Source organism: Catenibacterium faecis, from assembly GCF_014306455.1.
Classification (GTDB): domain Bacteria; phylum Bacillota_I; class Bacilli_A; order Erysipelotrichales; family Coprobacillaceae; genus Catenibacterium; species Catenibacterium mitsuoka_A.
Window position 1 is genome coordinate 1 of sequence record NZ_JACRWG010000032.1, and the last position, 16,207, is coordinate 16,207.

Below are 16,207 nucleotides of genomic sequence, written 5' to 3' on the forward strand. Positions count from 1 at the left end.
TTCTGTAAATCAATCCAGAAGAGTTCTTTGAATTCTTCTGAATAGGTTATGCTTTTGATAGATACTTTCTTTACATATGGATTCTTTTCGAGTTCCTTTACTTGTTCATCACTAAAATAGTTTACTCCCATAATAACACCACCATTCTATAATCATTATACTACGCAAAATAAAAACCCTGTAAAACAGGGTCACGAAATAAATATCCTTTTTTTATCGTGTCCTTTTTACAGGGGCCATTTTATAGACTCACTCTACTTTTTTTCACAATCTGAAAATAATTTTTTTATCTTGTAAGCGATTTAGAAATATGCTAGTATAAACCACGGAAGTTAATAGGATAGTGATTGTTTAAGTACAAGCTAAACCTGTTTGTCCCACGACTCTTTTTTTGTTGTGGAATAAGCAGGTTTTTATTTTTGGAGAGAGGCATATGAAAATCAGTAAATTATTAAACAACAATGTGGCAGTCGTTATTGAGGATGATGAAGAAAAGATAGTGATGGGTAGAGGAATCTGCTTTAAAAAGAAAGCAGGAGACTTTATTGATCCAAAACAGGTAGACAAGGTATTCTTCTTAGAAGATCAAGAAGTATCAAGAAGATTTAAAGAACTTGTTGTCAATATTCCTTTAGAATATTTACAGATTGGTGAAGAAATCTTTGATGAAGCTAAGATGACTTTGGGTAAAGCAATCAATGATAACTGCTATATTGCCTTGGTAGATCATATCTATACAGCTTGTGAAAGAGTCAAAGAAGGTATTTTTGTAAAGAATGCCTTATTGTGGGATATTAAACGTTTCTATAAAATTGAATATGAAGTGGGTAATCGTTCCTTGCACATTATTAAAGAAAAAACCGGTATTGAACTGAATGATGATGAAGCAGGATTTATAGCTTTACATATTGTGAATGGACAATTAGATGAAGACTCACATGATATGTATGAAATTACTCAAATCATGCAGGAAATAGAAAATATCGTTCGTTACCACTTTAGAGTCGAATTCAATGAAGATAGTGCCTATTATTATCGTTTCATTACCCATTTAAAGTTCTTTGCTCAGCGTTTACTTGAACATAAGAAACAAGTGCTACAGGAAGATGATCTCTTATCTGTTGTACAGGTTAAATATGCCAATGCCTATCAATGTGTAGTAAAAATTGCACAATTTATTCTTAAACAATATGACTATGAACTTTCCGACGAAGAAAAACTCTATCTTACAATACATATTCATCGTGTTGTGTATTTAGGGAACAGTCGTTAAACTTGGATGGTGACATTAAGTTGGCCAAACCTTCAATTTTCATTTACTTAGGAAAATATGGAGGAAAAAATTATGGGTAAATATGAAAAGTTAGCCAAAGAGATTTTGGAAAATGTAGGGGGAAAAGAAAACATCAACTCCCTCACACACTGTATTACAAGACTAAGATTCCGTTTAAAGGATGAATCTAAAGCCAATGATGAGGCTTTAAAAAATAATCCTGGAGTAGTTACAGTCATGAAATCTGCAGGACAGTATCAGGTTGTTATTGGAAACCATGTACCTGCTGTATTTGAAGATGTATGTTCAATTGCAGGTATTAGTAATGATGCCCCTGCAGCAGAAGCAGAAGCACCTAAAGGTGTATTAGACACACTTATTGATATTATTTCAGGATGCTTCCAGCCTATCTTAGGTCCACTATGTGCTGCTGGTATTATTAAAGGCTTAAATGCTTTATTAGTATTCCTGTTAGGTACAGGTTTTAGTACAAGTGGTACTTATTTAGTGCTTAATGCGATTGGAGATTCAATCTTCTATTTCTTACCAATTATTTTAGGTTATACAGCTGCTAAGAAGTTTAATGTGAATGTCGTTGTAGGGATGATTATCGGTGCATCTTTATGCTATCCAACAATCCAGACAGATTCATTATCAGCTGCTGGAAAAGCAATCGGTACATTACCAATGATTGGTGCTTATTATACTAAATTCTTAGGTATTCCATTTATTTCTGGCAATTATACAAGTACAGTTGTTCCAGTTATCTGTATCGTGGCACTTGCTGCACAGGTTCAAAAGATTGCGAAAAAGTATGTACCAGAAATGTTACAGAACTTCTTTGTACCATTCTTTGTATTAATTATCTCATTGCCAATTGGATTACTCGTTATTGGTCCAGTTGTTGGATTATTAACACAGGTATTATCTAATTTCTTTGCAGCTTTATATAAACTTTCACCAATTGTTACTGCTACTGTAGTTGGTGCGTTCTGGCAGTGTTTAGTAATATTCGGTTTACACTGGGCATTAGTACCAATGGCTATGGTCAACCTTGGTAACTTAGGTTTTGATACAATCTTACCTGGAATGACAGGCACAACTTTTGCGGCAACAGGTATCATGATTGCGACTTATTTAAAAACGAAGGATCCTAATAAGAAGGCTCTTGCAATTCCAGCGACTATCTCCGCATTCTGTGGTGTTACAGAACCAGCTATCTATGGTTTCTTGTTACCAGAAAAAACACCATTTGTATTCTCTTGTATTGGTGGAGCAGTAGGTGGCGCTATTATGGGTGCTTTAAACGCTAAAATGTATGTTATGGGTGGTTTAGGTATCTTTTCAGTAGTAAGTTTTATTTCACCTAAAGGTGAAGCAAGTGGTTTAGTTGCAGCACTTATCTGTGGTGCTGTATCAATGTTAGTAGGATTCTTACTTGCATTCTTCTTTGGTAAAAAAGAAGACAATAAAGTAGTAGAAGCAGTAAAGGCAAATGAAGAAACAATTCTAGCACCTATCGAAGGTACTATTAAACCTATAGAAGACTCAAGTGATGCCGCTTTTGCATCAGGTGCTTTAGGTAAAGGTGTTGTCATTATTCCTAGTGTTGGCAAAGTGTATGCACCCGTATCAGGTACAGTGACAGTATTATTCCCAAGTTTACATGCTATTGGTATTACAAGTGATTCAGGAGTAGAACTTCTTATTCATATTGGTATCAATACAGTACAGTTAGAAGGTAAAGGCTATATTGCTCATATTAAACAGGGTGATCATGTTGAGTGTGGTCAGCTCCTTGTTGAATTTGATATGGATTATATTACTAGCGAAGGTTATTCTCTTGAAACACCCGTATTAGTAACAAATTACAATGATTTAAAAGAAGTCAAGATCACAGACAAAACAAATAGTTCTTTAAAAGAAGAATTGTTGCATATTAACTATTAGTACGAATATCCTGTTCATTTGAACAGGATATTTATTATATACACAAATATATTAAGCAATATTCGAAAATATACAAAAATATAAATAAATGTGTTGACAATGAATGCGTTGTGATGTAACATTCAGATAAACCTAAGAGCGGGAGATAAAACTTTGTGTAGGGCTGATAGAGAGCCAGGGATGCTGGAAACCTGGTAGTACCACAATGATAAATGGACCTGTGAGGGCGAGGGGGAAAGGCAACAAGTATCCTGAGACGTGATGCAAACGTTATAATGCAAAAATGTGTTAGCATTTATAAATCAAAAGGTGGCTTAAAGAGTAACATCTGTCTTTTGGGACAGGTGTTTTTTTATTACCTGCTAACAAGTTGGGAGGAACTCATATGAAGCGATGGCGTCGTTGTTTGAATTGAATCGAAGAAAACAAAATTTATGAAAATGAAGAGGAACAGAACAATGAACAAATTATTAGGAACAGTATTAACTTCAGCATTAACAATTTCACTTTTAGCAGGATGTGGAACTTCTTCTAGTAATAAGAAGAAAGTAGGTATTATCCAGTTTATGGATCATACATCATTAAATGAGATCAAGGATTCATTCGATAAAGAAATGAAGACTCTTGGATATGATGATAAGAATATCGAATATACATTCAAGAATGGTCAGGGTGACACAAATACTTGTGCAAGTATCGCCAATGATTTTGCTGGAAAGAATTTTGATTGTGTCATGGCAATTGCGACTCCTGCAGCACAGGCAGTGGCAAAACTTGCTACTAAGACTCCCGTTGTATTTAGTGCAGTGACTGATCCTGTAGGTGCACAGTTAACGAGCTCATTAACTAAACCAGATAAGAATATTACTGGTACAAGTGATGAGGTACAAGTTGATCAGATTATTGATAAGGCATTAGAAATCAATCCAAATACAAAAACAATCGGTATGCTTTATAATAAAGGTGAAGCCAACTCAGTGACTAATATTAAAAAGGCAAAAGCTTATTGTGCTAAGAAGAATATCAAGGTAGAAGAAGCAACAATTGCATCAGTCAATGAAGCACAGAGTGCTGTTAATGTATTAAATAGTAAATGTGATGCAATCTTTGCACCAAATGATAATACAGTTGCAAGTGCAATGAATGTAGTCAGTGATGCATGTAAGAAAGCAAACAAGCCTTTATATGTAGGTGCTGATTCAATGGTTAAAGATGGTGGTTTCTTAAGTGTTGGTATCGATTATAAAGAACTTGGTAAAGAAACAGCTAAAATCGTTGATAAAGTATTAAAGGGTAATAAAGTAGAAAATATCCCAGTTAAAGTATTTAAGACAAACTTAAAAATCTATGTCAATACAACTACAAAAGATAAATTAGGTATTAAGTTACCAGAAAACATTACAAGTGATAGTAAATATACAGAAATCTAAGGAGTTTTTATGAATAGTACAGTTATTCTTGGAGCCATAGAGTTAGGCGGCATATTTGCCGTCTTATCTCTAGGCTTATATATTAGTTTCAAAGTTTTGAATATTCCAGACTTGACAGTGGATGGAAGTTTTACAACAGGATGTGCAGTAAGTGCTATGGTGGCAGTGGCAGGCTACCCAGTACTTGGTATGGTACTTGGATTTGTAGCAGGTGCGATTGCAGGAATGGTGACAGGTTTACTCATTACTAAGCTCAATATCAATGAAATCCTAGCCGGGATCCTTACACAGACTGCTTTATACTCAGTGAATCTACGTATTATGAATCAGACACCAAATATCTCATTATTTAATCATAAGACAATCTTCAGCAGTACAACTCAGTTTGAACCTTATGATAAATTATTGATTATTGGTGTGATTGTGATAGTAATTACCGTATTATTGAATTATTTCTTAAAGACACAGATGGGGCTTGCACTTAGAGCCTGTGGTGATAATGAAACAATGGTACGTGCGAGCTCTATTGATACAGATAAGATGAAAATTATTGGTTTAGGACTTGCTAATGGACTAGTTGCTTTAAGTGGTGCTTTATTTACACAGCAGCAGGGCTATGCTGATATCACTAGTGGTATTGGTATGATGGTCATCGGACTTGCTTCTATTATTATTGGTTTGACATTCATTAAGAGTGATAAGGTTGCAATATGCTTAGTTGGTACTATTGTAGGGGCTATCTTCTATCGTTTTGCCTTGACAATTGCCTTATACTTAGGTCTTCCTTCAGGAGACTTAAAGATCCTATCAGCATTTATTGTTGTGATTGCGATTTCTTCTGCAACACTCAAGAGGAGGTTCAAGAAACATGCTTAATATAAAAGATTTAACAGTTGTATTTAATGAAGGGACTGTCAATGAAAAGAAAGCTATTGATCATTTATCTCTTCATCTTGAACCAGGAGATTTCGTCACTATTATTGGTTCTAACGGTGCAGGTAAATCTACTTTATTTGGTGCGATTTCTGGGGCAGTAGAAACAAAAGAAGGAACTATTGTATTAGATGATAAAGATATCACTCATGAAAAGGAATATGTCAGAAGCCGTACCATTGGTCGCTTATTCCAGGATCCTTTAAGAGGAACAGCTCCTTCAATGACAATTGAAGAAAACTTATCTTTAGCTTATCAAAGAGGAAAACATTTCTCACTTACACCATTTACTCATAAACATCATGATGTCTTTGTAAATGCATTAAAGGACTTAGATATTGGCTTAGAAGACCGTTTAACAACTAAGGTAGGTACTTTATCTGGAGGACAAAGACAAGCCCTCACACTATTAATGGCAACTTTAGTTAAACCACAATTACTTTTATTAGATGAACATACTGCTGCACTTGATCCTGCGACATCTATCAAGGTAATGAAATTATCTGAAAGAATTGCGAAAGAACATCATATTACTACTATGATGATCACTCATGATATGGAAGATGCTCTTAAATATGGTAATAGAATCCTGATGATGAAGGATGGAAAAATCATTGCGGATATTGATGAAGAAACTAAAAAGAAAATGACTGTCGAAGAACTTGTAAGAAAATTTACTGAAACAGGAGAAGCGAATGACCGCGTTCTTCTTCACTAGACAAGGATGATCCTTGTCTTTTATAATGCATAAAAAAAGCAGACTGAAGTCTGCTTAGAGGTAGTATTGTTGGAAATAACGTAATCTGATTAAGTCACAGATTGACATGATCTGGTAGTTGAAATCAATTGAATCAAACTTACCTGGTACATAAATTACTGTTGTATTTCCATTAAAACATGACTGTGTATATTTACGGTTCTGCGTGATGAGTAATGAATATGCCTTTTCAAAGCTGCAATTATCATATTTCTTCATTTCTTCTAGACTACGTCCTGTAGCACTCACAAAGATGACAACATCATCTTCATTAAATTGAATAGGATCATACTTATGATAATGGATAAATGGACGTCCAAAAGAAATCATATCTGTCTGTAACTCTACGGCAATAGAACAAGGATATAAACCACCAAAGATAATAATACGTTTTGCTTTATAGAAATGTTCACAGATAGAAGTAATCGTGTTCGCAAGTACTTCTTCATCCATTGCCTTATCCATCTTCGCTAAGAATTTCTGAGGAGTTTCTCCAAATAATCTGACACGAATCTGATTCAAACGTAACTGATGATCAGCTTCTAATTTAAAACGGAAATCTTCATAAGTAGAGAATCCAAATGATAATAAGAAACTATAAAGTTCTTCTTTTCTAAAAGCACCTTTATCTAAGAATTCTTCTTCAGACATTTCAAATATATCTAGATAGTTAAAGATAATGAAATTGCATATTTTATAATAGTAATCATTCTGCATCGCACCATTTAAATAAGTCAATATTCTACTAAGTAACAAGCCCATTATATTCACGCCCCTTTTGGAATATTATATCATAGTTGTAATAATCTTTAGAAATAATTTTGTATTATGTTTTATTTTGTTTATAATGTAGAAAAAGGAGGGAACTATAAGTAACTGAATATATCGACCATTGTGTTTGAATGTGTTTAAATATGCTCATAGGGGGAGCGTTAAAATGAACACATTAAATATCACAAATTATAAACCAAAGGATTTTGCTGCACTTTTAGGCGTATCTGTTAAGATATTATAACGTTGAGATAGAGAAGGAACTTTAAAGGCAAACTGAACCCTAACTAATAAGCATTATTATACTTATAATCAGCATTTACTAAATCAAGTTGCATTTTTAAGATGGTTTTGTAATGTAAAAGAATTATTTGAATACCCACAAACCACAGGTTAGTGAAAATTAAATTTTATTAACGCCGATTAATAGGCGTTCTTGAAGCTGAACCTAGTACATGGATTTTTAATTTGTTCTATAATTAGATTAGAAATCAGATGAAGAACTCATGCAGGATATTGTTTCAATACTTCATGTGTTCTCCTGCAGGCTGCAAAGGGCTTCGTAAGTATAAAAAAAGATAGAAAGGGATGAGGAAATTGCTGAAGAGCTTCAAGACGGAAATAAATCCAACAGAGGAGCAGAAAGTCAAGATTCGTAAAACAATAGGTACTTGCAGATTTATCTATAATTTCTATCTTGCTCATAATAAGGAGCTTCATGAAAGTGGCAAAAAGTTTATGAGCAGCAGCCAGTTTAGAGTATGGCTGAACAATGAGTATCTTCCTAGCCATCCAGAATATTCCTGGATCAAGGAAGCTTATTCAAAATCGGTAACACAGGCAGTAAATAACGGACAGACCGCATTTAAAAGATTCTTTGATCATAAGAGCGCCTTTCCAAAATTCAAGAAGAAAGGCAGATCTGATGTAAAAATGTATTTTGTAAGGAATAATCCAAAAGATTGCCTTTGCGAAAGACACAGAATCAAGATTCCATCACTTGGATGGGTCCGCATCAAAGAGAAAGGATATATTCCCACAACAAAAGATGGATACGTAATTAAGAGCGGTCATGTCTCAATAAAGGCTGGCAGATACTATGCATCAGTTCTTATAGAAATCCCAGATAAAAGAATAGCCAGTAATTCCAGTGAAGGAATTGGCATTGACCTTGGATTAAAGGACTTTGCAATTGTCTCTAATGGAAAAACTTATAAGAACATCAATAAATCTGCAAAATTAAAGAAGCTTGAAAAAAAGCTTATTCGAGAACAGAGAAGTCTTTCTCGAAAGTATGAAAATCTAAAGAAAGGAGGGTCCACTCAAAAAAGAAATATACAGAAACAAAGGCTTAAGATACAGGAGCTTCATCATAGAATAGACAATATTCGTACTGATTACATCAATAAGACAATCGCAGAGATAGTGAAAACCAAGCCATCTTATATAACGATTGAAGATCTAAACGTATCAGGAATGATGAAGAACAGACATCTTTCAAAGGCAGTTGCTTCGCAGAAGTTTTATGAATTTAAAACAAAGCTTCTAGCTAAATGCAAGGAGACTGGAATTGAACTTCGAATAGTAGATAGATGGTTCCCATCATCCAAGACATGTCATTGCTGTAAAAGTATCAAGAAAGATTTAAAGCTTTCAGATAGAATTTTCAGATGTGACTGTGGATATATCGAAGACAGAGATTTCAATGCTGCACTTAATCTGAGAGATGCCACAACTTACGAAGTTGCATAGATGAACGCAAACGTAGGTATGTACCGAAGGCTATTTCGGGAATTTACGACTATGGAGTGTACTTGAACTTGTGAGTAGATATGATTTCGGTCAATCAAAAGCATACACGATGACATAGTAAGTAATGTTCGTGAGAACTTACATTATCTCGATGTGAGTATATTTAATCACATTTTGAGTGGCAGGCATATTTTATGCGTATTAAAGAACTACCATTAAGTGATATTCACTTTATTCCATCAGAATATACAGATCATCTCTATCATTCTATTATTAGAATAGGCTTTTCTTTTCCTATTAAGGTAAAAGAAACAGGTTGTGGCTATTTGTGTGTAGATGGCAATAAGAGATTAACAGCTTTACGTGATATTTTAGAACAAGATCCTTCATATAAAAGAGGAGATAAAGTCAAGGTGATAATAGTCAATAGTACTGATAATCGTTCAAATGACTGTTCTCGTGGAAGGAATACTCATTAATGAGACTGATAGACATATTTGTATTAAATAAATGCGGAAGTAAGAAACAGGCAAAGAAGGCCATTAAAAAGGGACTGATACAAGTCAACAATGAAATAGTTGATGAAGATATGGACATAACGGATGAAACAGTTATTTATGATTCTAGAATCCTTGATTCTCATCCCTTGAAATACTATATCATTCATAAACCATCAGGCTATGTATGTGCCAATAAGGATCCTCATGATCCCTGTCTTATCACTTTACTTCCAGATGATAACCTTCATTACGTAGGACGATTAGACCGTGATACAACGGGTCTAGTCATTTTAACTAATGATTTGAAATTAAGAAAAAGACTCACTCTTCCTGAATTTCATATACCTAGATCATATGCCTTCACTTGTTTAAATCCTTTAAAGGATATTACACCTTTTAAAGAAGGTATTACTATTGATGGAGATGTTAAGTGTTTACCTGCAATAGTAGAAATGACAAGTGAATATGATGGTATCATCACTTTAGAAGAAGGACGTTATCATGAAATAAAGAAGATGTTCCTTTCTCTTAATAATAGGATTACATCACTTCATCGCATTATGTATGGAGATATTTCGTTAGGTGATTTAGAAAGTGGTACATATAGAATACTCACTCAAGAAGAAATCAATCATTTAAAAGATATCACAAGGAGGAGTTTATGCAATATATCAAAGAAATAGATATACATGGCTATACCCAGCAGGAAGCACGTAAGATGATAGATGCGGCTTTAAAGAAACCTGATGCATTGACTTTAAGAATTATCCATGGATATAATCAAGGACAGATTTTAGCTCAGATGGTGAGAAAAAGATATCGCAGTCATCCTCACGTACAAAGAATAGAATTATCTATGAATCCAGGTATTACAGATATTATTACAAAATAAAGGAGTTCACTATGACAAAAGATGTATTAGACTATTTTAAAACTATTTGTAGTATTCCTCATCCTTCAGGACATGAAGAATTACTAGGCAATTATATAGAGGAATTTGCACAAAATCATGAACTTGATTATGCTAGAAATGAAATAGGGGACATTATTATTTATAAGGAAGCTACGCCTGGTTACGCAGATTATGCACCTATTTTACTACAGGGTCATATGGATATGGTGGCTGAAAAAGATGCAGATAGTAACCATGACTTCCTCACTGATCCTTTAGAAATCTATGAAGAAGATGGTTATTTACATGCAACAAAAACAACTTTAGGAGCAGATGATGGTGTGGCAGTGGCTATCATGCTCGCTTTATTAAGTGATAATAGCTTTAAGCATCCTCGTTTAGAATGCTTATTTACTGTTCAGGAAGAAACAACTATGGATGGTATTACTCATGTAGATAAAGATTGGATTCATGCTCGCAAGATGATTTCTTTAGATGGTGATGTAGTAGGAGAAACAAATGTTTCTTCTGCAGGCGGTGTTCAGCTAACTATTAGAAAGAATGCGACATTTGTAGAATCTCATGATCAGGGATATAAGTTCTATGTAAAAGGGTTATTAGGTGGTCATTCTGGTGATGCGATTAAAGATGGTAGAGGGAATGCGATTAAGATTGCAGGACTTGTACTAAAAGCATGTTTAGACAATGGTTTTGATATTCGTTTCTCTTCACTTAATGCAGGACAGAAGGCCAATGCTATCTGTAGAGATGGTTTATTTACATTCCAATCTACAAGTAATAAAGAAGAATTGAAGGCTTTTATTCATGAAAGAATGGAAGAACAGAAGGCTCTTTATCCATTAGAACCTTTAGATTATACATTAGAAGAAGAACAGAGTGGTCATGTAATCTTAGATAGTGATGCACTTATTCATTTTCTTGCGTTATGTCCATATGGTGTAGAAAAGTATTCTTATTACTTTAATCATTTTCCAGTTCTTTCTTTGAATTTGGGGATTATGGAAACAACAGAAAAGGCTGTAGAGCTTATTCTATTATTACGTAGTGAGAATGAAATCAATCTTAAACTACTTGTAAATGAAGTAGAAACATTGGCTTCTTTATTTGGCTTAAGTGTGACACCATCAGATGAATATTATGGTTGGAGCTATGATCCTGATTCTCAGTTACGTAAGTCTTACAAGGAAGCTTATAAAAAAGCATATGATAAAGAACTTAAAGAAGTACCGACTCATGGTGGATTAGAAACAGGTTATTTGAGTCGAATATTTCCAGATATGGATATTGTGACTATGGGACCAAACTGTATTGATATTCATACACCACAGGAAAAATTAGAAATCAAAACACTTTATGAAGTCCATGACTTCATAAAGAACTGGCTAGGAGAATTATAATGAAATGTGATATAGCGAAAAAATGTGGAAGCTGTCAGTTTATTAATCAAGGATATGCTAAGTCTTTAGAATATAAGAATGAAGAATGTAAGAAGATCTTTAAGGATTTAAAGGTTAATGTACACCCCGTCTCTGGTATGGAAGATCCTTATTACTATCGTAATAAGACAATTATTGCCTTTGATAAGACATATAACTATGGCTTATATGAAGAAAATTCTCATCGTATTATCCCTTATAAATCATGTCTTATTCATGATCAGGAAACAGATGCAATTATTAGTAAAATAGCTGTATTATTTAGAAAGTATAGAGTTTCTATCTATGATCCACAAAGAAGAAGAGGGGAAATTAGACATATTCTTATTAGACGTGCAGTCAAGACAAATCAGACATTAGTTGTCATTGTATCTAATGAAGCTATCTTTAAAGGTTCTAAGAACTTCTGTAATCAGCTTGTAAAAGCTTTTCCTTCTATTAAGAGTATTGTCTTAAATACAAATAAGAGGCAGACAAGTATTGTGTTAGGAGAACAGGAAAAGGTTCTTTTTGGAAAAGGGTTTATTGTAGATGAGTTATGTGGAATGACTTTTAAGATTTCTCCACGTTCTTTCTATCAGATCAACCATGACCAATGTGAAGCATTATATAGTAAAGCTTTATCTCTTATTACAGTCAAGGATCCTAAAATCATGGATACATATTGTGGTATTGGAACAATAGGTCTTATAGCGAGCAAGAATGCGAAACAGGTTATTGGGGTAGAACTTAATAAGGATGCTGTGAAGGATGCAAAACTGAATAAGACTTTTAATAAGGTTGAGAATATCAAGTTTATTCAGGGGGATGCGACTGAATTCATGGTAGAAGCAGCAAAACAGAAAGTAGATGTCGATGTGATTATTATGGATCCACCAAGAAGTGGTTCTACTGAAACATTTATTAAAGCAGCTGTTTCTTTAAAGCCACAAGAAATAGTTTATGTTTCTTGTGATCCTCATACACAGGTAAGAGATTTAAAGTTATTTAGAAAACTAGGATATGATTTTAAGGATGTATATCCTTATGATATGTTCCCATTTACTCAACATATTGAATCAATTGTGTTGTTGACTAAGAAATAAATAGTATAAAGAGATGAAGGAATTCTGAGTTTTTTAACTTAGAGTTCCTTTTTTATAGGGTTCATGAAATTGTGAATGACATTAATGTTTGTACAATCAATGAGCTTTAGAAAGACTGAACTATTCGAAATTTCCGGATAGTTCAATTAAAAGGTACACTTAAGAGAGTCGTGAACACATTATAATCTTAATATGATTATTGTAGTTGATTTTATGAGTTATATAGTTTGGCATGAATGCTAACTGTCTCAGTACATATCATCTAAAAAATGAATCAATTGTGCAGTTGAATATATAGTGAAAATAGACGGATTATTTCTCATATGATATAATTTATTTGTTTTTTATTTTAAGAGAATTCAGCATCAATCTAGAATACCATTTAAAATTGGAAACAAGTTCAATCTTAAGAGATTGTTACCATAATGTCCTAAAAAGGGTGCTGGAGAAGATGTGAAATTGACTTAGCAAAATGTAATCCAAATCGTTTTTTTGTAGGAGGTATAGCAATGGGAAAAGAATTATTTGATAATATACCGAGCAAAGTAGCAGATATATTGTCTGATGTTAAGAATGGACGTGTCGGTTTGCCCGACTTGCAGCGCCCTTTTGTATGGCAGGATAATAAGGTTCGTGAGCTGCTCGATTCTATGATGAAGGGGTATCCAATCGGCTACATTATGCTTTGGGCATCTCCAGATGATTATGAAAATACAGTTCATATCGGTAAAAACGAAAAAATATATAAGCGTCCAAATGATTTGGTTATTGACGGTCAACAGCGATTAACGGCATTGTTAGCCGCAATGTACGGAGTAACTATCATGGACAAAAATTATAAGGAAAGAGCAATTCGCATTTCCTTCAATCCCTTAACTCGTGAGTTTGCTGTATGGACTCCAGCTTTTGAAAAAAACCCAGAGTGGATTAGTGAAATCAGTCAGGTATTTGCAGCAGATGAAGAACACAATATTTCTAAGTTTAGAAAAGCATATATTAAGATTGTAAATGAAGGCCGCGCAAAGAATAATGAGGAAGAGTTAACAGAAGACGAAGAAGATCGCATTGAGGAGAATATCAATGATTTGCTTAATCTTGGCATCTATTCGTTACCCACACTAAAAATTAATTCTAAGGCCAACGAAGAGAATGTTGCTGACATTTTCGTACGAGTAAACTCAGGTGGACAGAACCTTACTGAAAAGAACTTCATTGAGACACTCATTGCCGTGTATGATAATGCTGTTCATGATAAAATCAATAAGTTTTGTGCTGATTCTAGAATACCTGCAAATGGTACATCATTTAACCAAATTCTGCAGGTCGATCCTTCACATCTTATAAGAATGTCAGTAGGTGTTGGATTTAGGAGAGCGCGTTTGCGATATGTATATATGTTGCTTCGTGGTAAAAATCTTAAAACTGGAGAGATTACCCAAAATATTCGTGAGGAAAATCTGAAGATATTTAAGGAGTCTTTGGATATGGTTACTAACTTAAATAACTGGCATGCTTTTATGAACTTATTTGCATCTGCTGGTTACTTAAAAGGAAGTTTTGTAGCTTCCTCAAATGCGGTAGTATTCAGTTATGTTTTATACCTCATCGGAAAATATGATTATAAGGTGTCTTCTGTAGAACTGCAGAAGATAATTAGCAAGTGGATATTTATGTCTACGATTACAGGTTTTTATACTGGTTCAACAGAATCACAAGTTGAAAAACAATTTGCTGACTTGAGAGATGTTCATAATGCTGATGAATTTGTTGTATATCTTGATTCAGTTATTGCGAATAGATTTACAGATGATTATTTCGAATATTCATTACCATCTGAGCTGAACAGTTCTTCTGCAACTTCACCAGCTTGGTATGGATATATTGCGGCTATCAACGTTCTTGGAACACCAATGTTGTTTAGCACTGCGCCTTTATCACAGTACTTTATACTAGGCACAAGTGGAGATAAAAATTCGATAGATAAGCATCATATCTTTCCTAAGAATTATCTTGGGAAAATTGGATATAACAATGACCGTGATAGAAACCAGATAGCAAACTTTACATATTTAGATTATGCTACAAACATTGATATCTCTGATGCACCTCCAACAGAATATGTTAGTAGATACAGAGATAAGTTGGGCGAAGAAGGATATAAGCTTGCCTGCAAACAAAATGCATTACCAGAAAATTTCGAGCAGTTATCTTACCCTGAATTCTTAATCAAAAGAAGAATATTGATGGCTCAAATTGTAAAAAAGGCCTATGACAAACTAAATAAATGAGGTTAAGATGTCCCTAAATAAGCCCTTTATTTTACTTTTAAAACTATTTTGTGGGAAAATATCATAATAGTAAGTGTGAAGTGCTCCTATAGTTAAATTAAAAGGTGTTTTACTGTATTTTGTAAAACAGAAATACAGTAATGTTATCTTTCTAGCTTGTAATCGTTAAGCTGCTCCAAACAACCTTTTAATCGTAAAGATAATTGATTTAGATTTTCTGCGATGAGTTCTTTAGAATAAGATTCACCATTTTTTACGAACAAAGCCATCCTATTGGCATCAATCAGCAGAACAATTCAAAACATATCGTTTAACACGCCGTATGACCTCACCACGCGTATAAAATTACTAATCTGTGAAACTATTCGACTTTCTAAAAAAAATCCTCGTGACACATTTATACGGCACCTTAAACAGTCACATCTTCTTTTCCGTATTGCAAGTTATTCATCGATTGTTTTATAATAAACTTATATCTATAAGACGAAAGAGAGGTCATTTTATCATGACAGATGGTTGTAAACTAGGACATATTTCAGAAAAACGTGTGAGATACTATGATGATACAAAGCAGTATTCCATTGCGTTTGCAGATGTGAAAATATCAGATGGACGAATTATTGAGCAGGGCATCATTTATTTTGATGAAAGTCTTGTACGTAGAGTAAATGACTATTATTATGAAGTGGACATTTGTCAGGATACATATTGTATGATAGCAGCATCTGAAATAATAGAAGTGAGTTATTCGTCTCTTGTAAATTCGCGTCGGAACTATTTTAAGGACCAATATTATACGTTTAATGTTTCCAATAGAGCTGTGAAAGAAAGCAATTTACCTGGAGTTAAAAAAGTGGTGTTTGATTTACCAATTAAGTTCTGGAATGATGCTAAAAGTAGAAATTGTTTAGTGGATGTGAAAGATGAAAGATTGGTTATACAAAATTATCGGAATCGTACGACAATAATATTTGGTCAAAAAAAGGATGATGTAAAGGTTAAATTTTGGTATCAGCTCAAAGATGGAAGATGGAAAGATGAGACCGTGTCTGCTGGAAGATTTTGGTATCTGGTAACAGAGTCAAAAGAGGAGAAGAAGAAACTTGGATTGTAGTAATA

At 33.9% G+C, this 16,207-nt stretch carries 15 protein-coding genes; 13 read left to right on the forward strand and 2 right to left on the reverse strand.

What is annotated here, in order from left to right; translation table 11 throughout:
• The coding region (locus tag H8909_RS13770; RefSeq protein ID WP_369409821.1) for an HTH domain-containing protein at nucleotides 1-131 on the reverse strand (131 nt) is incomplete at its 3' end.
• Between the two features lie 302 nt (nucleotides 132-433).
• On the opposite strand from H8909_RS13770, the gene licT reads away from it, so the two are divergent.
• From licT to H8909_RS08075, 5 genes are all read left to right on the forward strand, one after another.
• Nucleotides 434-1,273, forward strand: coding sequence for a BglG family transcription antiterminator LicT (licT, locus tag H8909_RS08055; RefSeq protein ID WP_187012461.1), 840 nt, complete (start codon nucleotides 434-436; stop codon nucleotides 1,271-1,273).
• 72 nt (nucleotides 1,274-1,345) lie between these two features.
• Complete coding sequence (locus H8909_RS08060; RefSeq protein ID WP_187012462.1) at nucleotides 1,346-3,223, forward strand: beta-glucoside-specific PTS transporter subunit IIABC; 1,878 nt, start codon at nucleotides 1,346-1,348, stop codon at nucleotides 3,221-3,223.
• A 458-nt stretch (nucleotides 3,224-3,681) separates the two neighbouring features.
• Nucleotides 3,682-4,653 (forward strand): ABC transporter substrate-binding protein, encoded by a 972-nt coding sequence (locus H8909_RS08065; RefSeq protein WP_187012463.1) that lies wholly within the window; start codon nucleotides 3,682-3,684, stop codon nucleotides 4,651-4,653.
• Between the two features lie 9 nt (nucleotides 4,654-4,662).
• A complete protein-coding gene (locus H8909_RS08070) occupies nucleotides 4,663-5,529 on the forward strand; it encodes an ABC transporter permease (RefSeq protein WP_187012464.1) in 867 nt (288 codons plus the stop codon).
• Complete coding sequence (locus H8909_RS08075) at nucleotides 5,522-6,304, forward strand: ABC transporter ATP-binding protein (protein WP_117459196.1); 783 nt, start codon at nucleotides 5,522-5,524, stop codon at nucleotides 6,302-6,304. Before H8909_RS08070 ends, H8909_RS08075 begins: the two co-directional genes overlap by 8 nt.
• 54 nt (nucleotides 6,305-6,358) lie before the next feature.
• On the opposite strand, the gene H8909_RS08080 is transcribed toward H8909_RS08075, so the two are convergent.
• Nucleotides 6,359-7,105 carry a MurR/RpiR family transcriptional regulator gene (locus tag H8909_RS08080; RefSeq protein ID WP_006506540.1) on the reverse strand — a complete coding sequence of 249 codons (747 nt, stop codon included), beginning with the start codon at nucleotides 7,103-7,105 and terminating at the stop codon, nucleotides 6,359-6,361.
• A 597-nt stretch (nucleotides 7,106-7,702) separates the two neighbouring features.
• Between H8909_RS08080 and H8909_RS08085 the strand changes: the two genes are divergently transcribed.
• The 8 genes from H8909_RS08085 (at nucleotide 7,703) to H8909_RS08120 (ending at nucleotide 16,202) form a co-directional block, all read left to right on the forward strand.
• Entirely contained in the window at nucleotides 7,703-8,866 is a 1,164-nt protein-coding gene (locus tag H8909_RS08085; protein WP_187012465.1) for an RNA-guided endonuclease InsQ/TnpB family protein, read from the forward strand.
• A 194-nt stretch (nucleotides 8,867-9,060) separates the two neighbouring features.
• Nucleotides 9,061-9,345, forward strand: a complete 285-nt coding sequence (locus H8909_RS08090) for a hypothetical protein (protein WP_022425616.1) — start codon at nucleotides 9,061-9,063, stop codon at nucleotides 9,343-9,345.
• Nucleotides 9,345-10,049 carry a pseudouridine synthase gene (locus H8909_RS08095; protein WP_187012466.1) on the forward strand — a complete coding sequence of 235 codons (705 nt, stop codon included), beginning with the start codon at nucleotides 9,345-9,347 and terminating at the stop codon, nucleotides 10,047-10,049. Before H8909_RS08090 ends, H8909_RS08095 begins: the two co-directional genes overlap by 1 nt.
• The gene (locus H8909_RS08100; RefSeq protein WP_117459198.1) at nucleotides 10,028-10,258 is read left to right on the forward strand and encodes a Smr/MutS family protein; all 231 of its coding nucleotides are present in this window, start codon (nucleotides 10,028-10,030) and stop codon (nucleotides 10,256-10,258) included. The genes H8909_RS08095 and H8909_RS08100 overlap by 22 nt, the downstream gene beginning before the upstream one ends.
• Before the next feature lie 11 nt (nucleotides 10,259-10,269).
• Nucleotides 10,270-11,676, forward strand: coding sequence for a beta-Ala-His dipeptidase (gene pepD, locus H8909_RS08105; protein ID WP_187012467.1), 1,407 nt, complete (start codon nucleotides 10,270-10,272; stop codon nucleotides 11,674-11,676).
• A complete protein-coding gene (gene rlmD / locus H8909_RS08110) occupies nucleotides 11,676-12,800 on the forward strand; it encodes a 23S rRNA (uracil(1939)-C(5))-methyltransferase RlmD (RefSeq protein WP_187012468.1) in 1,125 nt (374 codons plus the stop codon). The genes pepD and rlmD overlap by 1 nt, the downstream gene beginning before the upstream one ends.
• Nucleotides 12,801-13,309: 509 nt before the next feature.
• Nucleotides 13,310-15,088 (forward strand): GmrSD restriction endonuclease domain-containing protein, encoded by a 1,779-nt coding sequence (locus tag H8909_RS08115; RefSeq protein ID WP_187012469.1) that lies wholly within the window; start codon nucleotides 13,310-13,312, stop codon nucleotides 15,086-15,088.
• 505 nt (nucleotides 15,089-15,593) lie between these two features.
• The gene (locus H8909_RS08120) at nucleotides 15,594-16,202 is read left to right on the forward strand and encodes a hypothetical protein (protein ID WP_187012470.1); all 609 of its coding nucleotides are present in this window, start codon (nucleotides 15,594-15,596) and stop codon (nucleotides 16,200-16,202) included.
• Nucleotides 16,203-16,207 lie beyond the last annotated feature (5 nt).